This is a genomic window from Acidovorax sp. SUPP3334 (genome assembly GCF_030159055.1).
Taxonomy (GTDB): domain Bacteria; phylum Pseudomonadota; class Gammaproteobacteria; order Burkholderiales; family Burkholderiaceae_C; genus Paracidovorax.
Window position 1 is genome coordinate 1 of record NZ_BQXQ01000074.1, and the last position, 7,251, is coordinate 7,251.

Sequence of the window (7,251 nt, forward strand, 5' to 3'; positions counted from 1 at the left end):
GCGGCTGGCTGCCACCCTCACCGAGCGGCTGCATGGCGTGGTACGCGGCATGCTCGATGGGCGATCAAACGCCTATGTGGAGGCCATGAACGGCTTGCTGCAGCAGACCAAGACGGCAGCACGCGGCCGCTGTCAAGCAGGCGACAGTTGCAGCCCCATCGCGGGCCGCCGGCTCGCGTGCGCCTTGCAGGGCGCACGGTAGGATGCTGCGGAACCATTCACAACGACAACCCAAGGAGCCAACATGCTGGGCCTGATGCAAAGTCAACCCTTGCTGATTTCCACTCTGATCGAATTCGCCGAACGCCACCATGGCGACGTGCAGATCGTGTCGCGCCGCGTCGAGGGCGACATCCATCGCTACACCTACCGCGACATGGCGGTGCGTGCGCGGCGGCTGGCCAACGTGCTGGACGGCATCGGCCTGGCGCCCGGCGATCGCGTGGCCAGCCTGGCGTGGAACGGCTACCGGCACATGGAGATGTACTACGGCGTGAGCGGCTCCGAGCGCGTGATGCACACCATCAACCCACGCCTGCATCCGGACCAGGTCGCGTGGATCATCAACCACGCTGAGGACAAGGTCCTGTGCTTTGACCTGACCTTCCTGCCCATCGTGCAGGCGGTGCATGCCAAGTGCCCCACCGTGAAGCATTGGGTGGCGCTGTGCGATGCGGCGCAGTTGCCAGCCGACAGCGGCATTCCCGGCCTGCTGAGCTACGAATCGTGGATCGCCGGCGCGCCCGATACCTACGAGTGGCCGGCTTTCGATGAGAACACCGCTTCCAGCATGTGCTACACGAGCGGCACCACAGGCCACCCCAAGGCGGTGCTGTACAGCCACCGCTCGACCCTGCTGCATGCCTATGCAGCCGCCTTGCCGGACGTGATGGGCCTGTCGGCCGGCGATTCCGTGCTGCCCGTGGTGCCCATGTTCCACGTCAATGCCTGGGGCCTGCCTTACTCGGCGCCGCTGGTCGGCGCCAAGGCGGTGTTTCCCGGCCCGGCGCTGGACGGCAAATCGGTCTATGAGCTGATGGATGCCGAAGGCGTGACCTTCGCCGCTGGCGTGCCCACCGTCTGGCAGATGCTGCTCAATCACGTGAAGGCCGGCGGCCTGCGTTTCGGCAAGCTGCAGCGCACGGTGATCGGCGGCTCGGCCTGCCCGCCGGCCATGATCCAGTCGTTCCAGGACGACTACGGCGTGCGCGTGCTGCATGCCTGGGGCATGACCGAGATGAGCCCGCTGGGCACGCTGTGCTCGCTCAAGAACAAGCACCTCGCCATGCCGCGCGACGAGCAGATGAAGATCCTCTTGAAGCAGGGCCGCGCGATCTACGGCGTGGACATGAAGATCGTCGATGTCGATGGCCGCGAGCTGCCCTGGGACGGTAAGACCTACGGCGACCTGTTCGTGAAAGGCCCGTGGATCGTCGAAAACTACTACCGTGGCGAGGGCGATCCGCTGGTGCCCGATGCGCAGGGGCGCGGCTGGTTCCCCACCGGCGACGTCGCCACCATCGACCCCGACGGCTACATGCAGATCACCGATCGCAGCAAGGACGTGATCAAGTCCGGCGGCGAGTGGATCAGCTCCATCGACATCGAGAACATCGCCATGGCGCACCCGGCCGTCGCCATGGCCGCGTGCGTGGGCATGCCCCATCCCAAGTGGGACGAGCGGCCCATCGTGGCCGTGGTCAAGCGCCCCGGCGCCGAGGTCACCCGCGAAGAACTGCTGCAGTTCTACGACGGCAGGACCGCCACGTGGCAAGTGCCCGACGACGTGCTTTTCGTCGATGCAATCCCCATCGGCGCGACCGGCAAGATGCTCAAGGCCAAGCTGCGCGAGCAGCTCAAGGACTACCGCCTGCCCGGCGTTTGAAGCGCTCTGCGCGGGGGCGGCCAGCGGGCCGCCCCGCAGTCGCATGCGGGATAGCGGATAGGGTGAATCCCTGAGCATTTCCTCGGTGCCGTGCCTTACGCTGCGGCCTGTTCCATTCAGAACTCAAGAGGAGACAGGCGATGAGATTTGCTATCAAGGCTGTAGCTGCATCCGTAATCCTGGCAAGCTCTGGCGGCGCGTTCGCTCAAAAGGGCGACACTGTCAAAATCGCTTGGCTCGATCCCCTGTCGGGCCTCATGGCCGCGGTGGGAACGAACCAGCTCAAGAGCTTTCAGTTCCTCGCGGAAGAGTTCAACAAGAAGAACGCAGCCGGCGTGAAGTTCGAGATCATCGGCATCGACAACAAGCTCAGCCCGCAGGAAACCACCAGCGCGCTGCGTTCCGCCATGGACCAGGGCGCGCGCTACGTGGTGCAGGGCAACGGCTCCGGCCCGGCGCTCGCCATCATCGATGCGCTGGAAAAGCACAACGCGCGCAACCCCGGCAAGGAAGTGATGTACCTCAACTACGCCGCCGTGGACCCCGACCTCACCAACAGCAAATGCAGCTACTGGCACTTCCGCCTGGATGCCGACACCTCCATGAAGATGGAGGCCATGACCACCTTCATGAAGGACCTGCCCGAGGTCAAGAAGGTGTACCTCATCAACCAGAACTACTCGCACGGCCAGCAGGTCTCCAAGTTCGCCAAGGAAAACCTCGCCCGCAAGCGGCCTGACGTGCAGATCGTCGGCGACGACCTGCACCCGCTGGCCCAGGTGCGCGACTTCGCGCCCTACATCGCCAAGATCAAGCAGTCCGGCGCCGACAGCGTGATCACCGGCAACTGGGGCTCCGACCTGGCCCTGCTCATCAAGGCCGCCAACGATGCGGGGCTGGCCAACGTCAACTTCTACACCTACTACGGCGGCGTGACGGGCAGCCCCACCGCCATGGGATCGGCAGCGGCAGGGCGTGTGTACATGGTGTCGTACAACCACCTGAACCTGCCGGGCGACATCGGCCGCCTGGTCACCGAATACAAGAAGAAGTTCAACGACGACATGTACACCGGCGCCGTGTACCACGCCTTCGCCATGCTGGATGCCGCCTTCGTGAAGGCCAAGTCCACCGACCCCATGAAGGTCGCCCCGGTGCTGGAAGGCATGAAGTTCAACAGCTTCAACGGCGAGGTCGAAATGCGCAAGAGCGACCACCAGCTGCAGCAGGGCCTGTTCGTCTCCAAGTGGGAGAAGGCGGGCGGCAAGTACCCCAACGATGCGGAAAATACCGGCTACACCTTCGTGCCCGTGAAGTACTACGAGCCCTACGTGGCCAGCACGCCCACGTCGTGCCAGATGAAGCGGCCTTCCTGAGCCGCCCGGCCGATCCGATTTTCAGTTTCATTGCTGAGACCTTGGGCCCGGGGTACCTCGGGCTCTTTTTTTAACCGTGCGGGCGTTGTCCTTCGATGAATCTTGAGTTTTTCGCGATCTCGCTGCTCAACGGCATCAGCTACGGGCTGCTGCTGTTCATGCTCAGCTCCGGGCTCACGCTCATCTTCAGCATGATGGGCGTGCTGAACTTCGCCCACACCAGCTTCTACATGCTGGGCGCCTACATCGCCTACACGCTGTCCGGCCTGGTCGGCTTCTGGGTGGCGCTCTTCGTCGCGCCGCTGCTCGTGGGTGCGCTGGGCGCGGCCTTCGAGCGGTATGCGCTGCGCCGCGTGCACCAGTTCGGCCACGTGCCCGAGCTGCTCGTCACCTTCGGGCTGTCTTACCTGATCCTCGAACTGGTGCAACTCGTCTGGGGCCGCTCCACCGTGCCCTACGGGCTGCCCACGCAGTTGCAGGGTCCGCTCTTCACGCTGTACGGCACGCAGTTTCCCAAGTCGCGCTCGTTCGTGATGCTGGTGGCGCTGCTCATGCTGCTGTCCGTGTGGCTGCTGCTCACCCGCACCCGCATCGGCCTCGTGATCCAGGCCGCGCTCAAGCACCCCGACATGGTCGAGGCGCTGGGCCACAACGTGCCGCGCGTGTTCATGCTCGTCTTCGGCGGCGGCTGCGCGCTCGCCGGGCTGGCCGGGGTGATCGGCGGCAACACCTACGTCACCGAGCCGGCCATGGCGGCCTCGGTCGGCTCGATCATCTTCGTCGTCGTGGTGGTGGGGGGCATGGGCTCGCTGGCCGGGGCGTTCCTTGCCTCGCTGCTGATCGGCGTGTTGCAGACCTTCGCCGTGGCGCTGGATTATTCGCTCGCACACGCGCTGCGCGCCGTCGGCATGGCGGTGACCGAGCAGACCTTCGGCTGGCCGCTGCTCAAGCTGACCGTGTCGCAGGTGGCGCCCATCCTGCCGTACCTGCTGCTGGTGCTGATCCTCATCTTCCGGCCCAAGGGCCTGCTCGGCACGCGGGAGGATTGAACCCATGCGCTCCCACAACTCGTCCTCATCGCCACCGGCCTACCGGTTCAAGCCCCTCAACATCGGGCGCATCGCCATCTGGGGCCTGTTCGCGGTGGCGCTCATCGTGGCGCCCATGCTGTTCACCAGCAGCCTGGCGCTCACCATGCTGTCGCAGATCGGCTACCTCATCATCATCTGCCTGTCGTACAACATCCTGCTGGGGCAGGGCGGCATGCTCAGCTTCGGCCACGCGGTGTACACCGGGCTGGGCTCGTTCATCGCCATCCATGCGATGAACCTCGCGGGCAAGGGCGCATTTTCCATCCCGCTCGTCTTCATTCCGATCGTGGGCGGGCTCGCGGGCCTGTTCTTCGCCGTGCTGCTGGGCTTCGTCACCACCAAGAAGTCGGGCACCACCTTCGCCATGATCACGCTGGGCATCGGCGAGCTGGTCGCGTCCATGGCGCTGATGTTCCCCGAGTTCTTCGGCGGGGAGGGCGGCATCACCACCGACCGCGTGTACGGCAAGGGCTTCATGGGCATCACGTTCGGCCCGGCCATCCAGGTGTACTACCTGATCGCGGCCTACTGCTTCGTGTGCACCGCGCTCATGTTCGCCTTCACCGGCACGCCGCTCGGCCGCATCCTGAACGCGGTGCGCGACAACCCCGAGCGCGTCGAATTCATCGGCTACAACACGCAGCGCGTGCGCTACTACGCCTTCATCATCGCGGGCTTCTTCGCGGGCGTGGGCGGCGGGCTGGCCGCCATCAACTTCGAGATCGTCACCGGGGCCGACAGCGTGAGCGTGCTGCGCTCGGGCGGCTACCTGCTGTTCACCTTCCTGGGCGGGGCCACCTTCTTCTTCGGTCCCATCATCGGCGCGGTGCTGCTGGTCTTCGCCTCGGTGCTGCTCTCCGAACTGTCCAAGGCCTGGCTGCTGTACCTGGGCCTGGTGTTCCTCTTCATGGTGATGTATGCGCCGGGTGGCATCGCCAGCCTGATCATGATGAACCTGCGCATCGCCAAATACGGCCGACTGCGCCCGCTGTGGAAACCGTACCTCGCGCTCGGCATCACGGCCCTGGTCGTGGTCATCGGTGCGGCCTGCATGGTGGAGATGACCTACCACCTGCAGCTCAACGCGGCACTCGGGCCTGAGATGAACTTTTTCGGTGCCACGCTGAACGCGCGGGCCCTGTCGAGCTGGCTGGGGGCAGGCGCCGTGCTGATCGTCGGGCTGGTTTTGTTCGAAACCGTGCGGCGCCGGTTCGTCCGGCAATGGGGCGCCATCCAGGAAGCGATCGAGCTGGACATCAAGCGGGGGGCCGCGGCATGACGCATCCCGTCACTTCCCCCAACCCGAACACCCCCTACGCGCTGGAGCTGCGCGACCTGCGCAAGAACTTCGGCAAGACGGAAATCATCCGCGGCGCCAACCTGTGCGTCGCTCCCGGCGAGCGCGTGGCCGTCATCGGCCCCAACGGCGCCGGCAAGTCCACGCTGTTCAACCTCATCAGCGGGCGCTTCGGCGCCACCAGCGGCCAGGTGCTGCTGAACGGCCAGCGCATCGACGGCAAGGCCCCGTACGAGATCAACCGCATGGGCCTGTCGCGCAGCTTTCAGATCACCAACATCTTCCCCAAGCTCAGCGTGTTCGAGAACCTGCGCTGCGGCGTGCTGTGGAGCCTCGGCTACCGCTACACCTTCCTGCGGTTCCTCTCGCGCCTGCACGATGCCAACGAGCGCGCCACCGAACTCATGGAGCAGATCCGCCTGGACAAGAAGCGCGACACGCTCGCCATGAACCTCACCTACGCCGAGCAGCGCGCGCTGGAGATCGGTATCACCATCGCCGGCGGCGCCAACGTCATCCTGCTGGACGAACCCACCGCCGGCATGAGCAAAAGCGAAACCGCGCGCTTCATCCGCCTCATCAAGGAAGTGACCGTGGGCCGCACCCTGCTCACCGTGGAGCACGACATGGGCGTCGTCTTCGGCCTGGCCGACAAGATCGCCGTGGTCGTCTACGGCGAGGTCGTCGCCTTCGACACGCCCGAAGCCGTGCGCGCCAACCCCCGCGTGCAAGAGGCCTACCTGGGCTCCACCGTGGCCGACCAACAGGCGGGAGGACACTGACCATGCTGCACATCGACAACCTGCATGCCTACTACGGCAAAAGCCACGTGCTCCACGGCGTCTCGTTCGGCGTGCAGCCCGGCGAGATCGTCGCCCTGCTGGGCCGCAATGGATCGGGCCGCTCCACCACCGCCAAAGCCATCATGGGCCTGGTGGACTGGGAAGGCACGCTCGAATGGAAAGGCCAGCGCCTGAAAGGCAAGAAGGCGTACGAGATCGCGCACCTGGGCCTGGGCTACGTGCCCGAGAGCCGCGACATCTTCCCCAACCTCACCGTGCACCAGAACCTGCTGCTCGGCCAGAAAGGCAAGGGCAAAGGCAGCCGCTGGACCTTCGACGACATGTATGGCATGTTCCCGCGCCTGAAGGAACGCCAGCACACCGAAGCCGGCGTCATGTCGGGCGGCGAGCAGCAGATGCTCACGCTGTGCCGCACCCTCATGGGCGACCCTGACCTCATCATCATCGACGAGCCCACCGAAGGGCTGGCGCCCAAGATCGTCGAACTCGTGGGCCAATACCTCATGGTCATCAAGGCGCGCGGCATCTCGGTGCTGCTCATCGAGCAAAAACTCACCATCGCCATGACCATCTCCGACCGCGCCCTGGTCATGGGCCACGGCAGCATCGTTTTCGAAGACACCCCGCAAGGTCTGCGCGAGAACAGCTACGTGCGCAAGGAGTGGCTGGAGGTTTACTCATAAGTCAGTAACTTAGAGAACACTCTCTTGCGCAGAGCGGCGATCGGTGCTTTCATTGACGGCATGAAAAGAGACGGACGCACCCTGGCCCACAATGTGTTGGAAGAAATGCGCATGCT

The 7,251-nt window shown here is 64.9% G+C and carries 6 protein-coding genes and 1 pseudogene; all 7 read left to right on the forward strand.

Going from position 1 to position 7,251, the window contains the following annotated elements:
* Window positions 1-127 (forward strand): annotated as a pseudogene (locus tag AVHM3334_RS23005) (transposase); the annotation flags it as partial.
* A 117-nt stretch (window positions 128-244) separates the two neighbouring features.
* Window positions 245-1,885 carry a 3-(methylthio)propionyl-CoA ligase gene (locus AVHM3334_RS23010; RefSeq protein ID WP_284415776.1) on the forward strand — a complete coding sequence of 547 codons (1,641 nt, stop codon included), beginning with the start codon at window positions 245-247 and terminating at the stop codon, window positions 1,883-1,885.
* A 140-nt stretch (window positions 1,886-2,025) separates the two neighbouring features.
* Window positions 2,026-3,261: a branched-chain amino acid ABC transporter substrate-binding protein gene (locus tag AVHM3334_RS23015; protein WP_284415777.1), complete on the forward strand. Its 1,236-nt coding sequence runs from the start codon at window positions 2,026-2,028 to the stop codon at window positions 3,259-3,261.
* Window positions 3,262-3,356: 95 nt separating this feature from the next.
* Window positions 3,357-4,310: a branched-chain amino acid ABC transporter permease gene (locus AVHM3334_RS23020; protein ID WP_284415778.1), complete on the forward strand. Its 954-nt coding sequence runs from the start codon at window positions 3,357-3,359 to the stop codon at window positions 4,308-4,310.
* Between the two features lie 4 nt (window positions 4,311-4,314).
* On the forward strand, window positions 4,315-5,631 hold the full coding sequence (locus AVHM3334_RS23025; protein ID WP_284415779.1) for a branched-chain amino acid ABC transporter permease: 1,317 nt from the start codon (window positions 4,315-4,317) through the stop codon (window positions 5,629-5,631).
* Entirely contained in the window at window positions 5,628-6,431 is an 804-nt protein-coding gene (locus tag AVHM3334_RS23030; RefSeq protein ID WP_284415780.1) for an ABC transporter ATP-binding protein, read from the forward strand. The genes AVHM3334_RS23025 and AVHM3334_RS23030 overlap by 4 nt, the downstream gene beginning before the upstream one ends.
* A gap of 2 nt (window positions 6,432-6,433) precedes the next feature.
* Window positions 6,434-7,135 (forward strand): ABC transporter ATP-binding protein, encoded by a 702-nt coding sequence (locus tag AVHM3334_RS23035; protein WP_284415781.1) that lies wholly within the window; start codon window positions 6,434-6,436, stop codon window positions 7,133-7,135.
* Window positions 7,136-7,251: the final 116 nt, after the last annotated feature.

What these genes read in the sequence shown, in the direction of transcription:
- AVHM3334_RS23010 (WP_284415776.1), top strand. Translation starts at nt 245, where the DNA reads ATGCTGGGCCTGATGCAAAGTCAACCCTTGCTGATTTCCACTCTGATC.
- AVHM3334_RS23015 (WP_284415777.1), top strand. Translation starts at nt 2,026, where the DNA reads ATGAGATTTGCTATCAAGGCTGTAGCTGCATCCGTAATCCTGGCAAGC.
- AVHM3334_RS23020 (WP_284415778.1), top strand. Translation starts at nt 3,357, where the DNA reads ATGAATCTTGAGTTTTTCGCGATCTCGCTGCTCAACGGCATCAGCTAC.
- AVHM3334_RS23025 (WP_284415779.1), top strand. Translation starts at nt 4,315, where the DNA reads ATGCGCTCCCACAACTCGTCCTCATCGCCACCGGCCTACCGGTTCAAG.
- AVHM3334_RS23030 (WP_284415780.1), top strand. Translation starts at nt 5,628, where the DNA reads ATGACGCATCCCGTCACTTCCCCCAACCCGAACACCCCCTACGCGCTG.
- AVHM3334_RS23035 (WP_284415781.1), top strand. Translation starts at nt 6,434, where the DNA reads ATGCTGCACATCGACAACCTGCATGCCTACTACGGCAAAAGCCACGTG.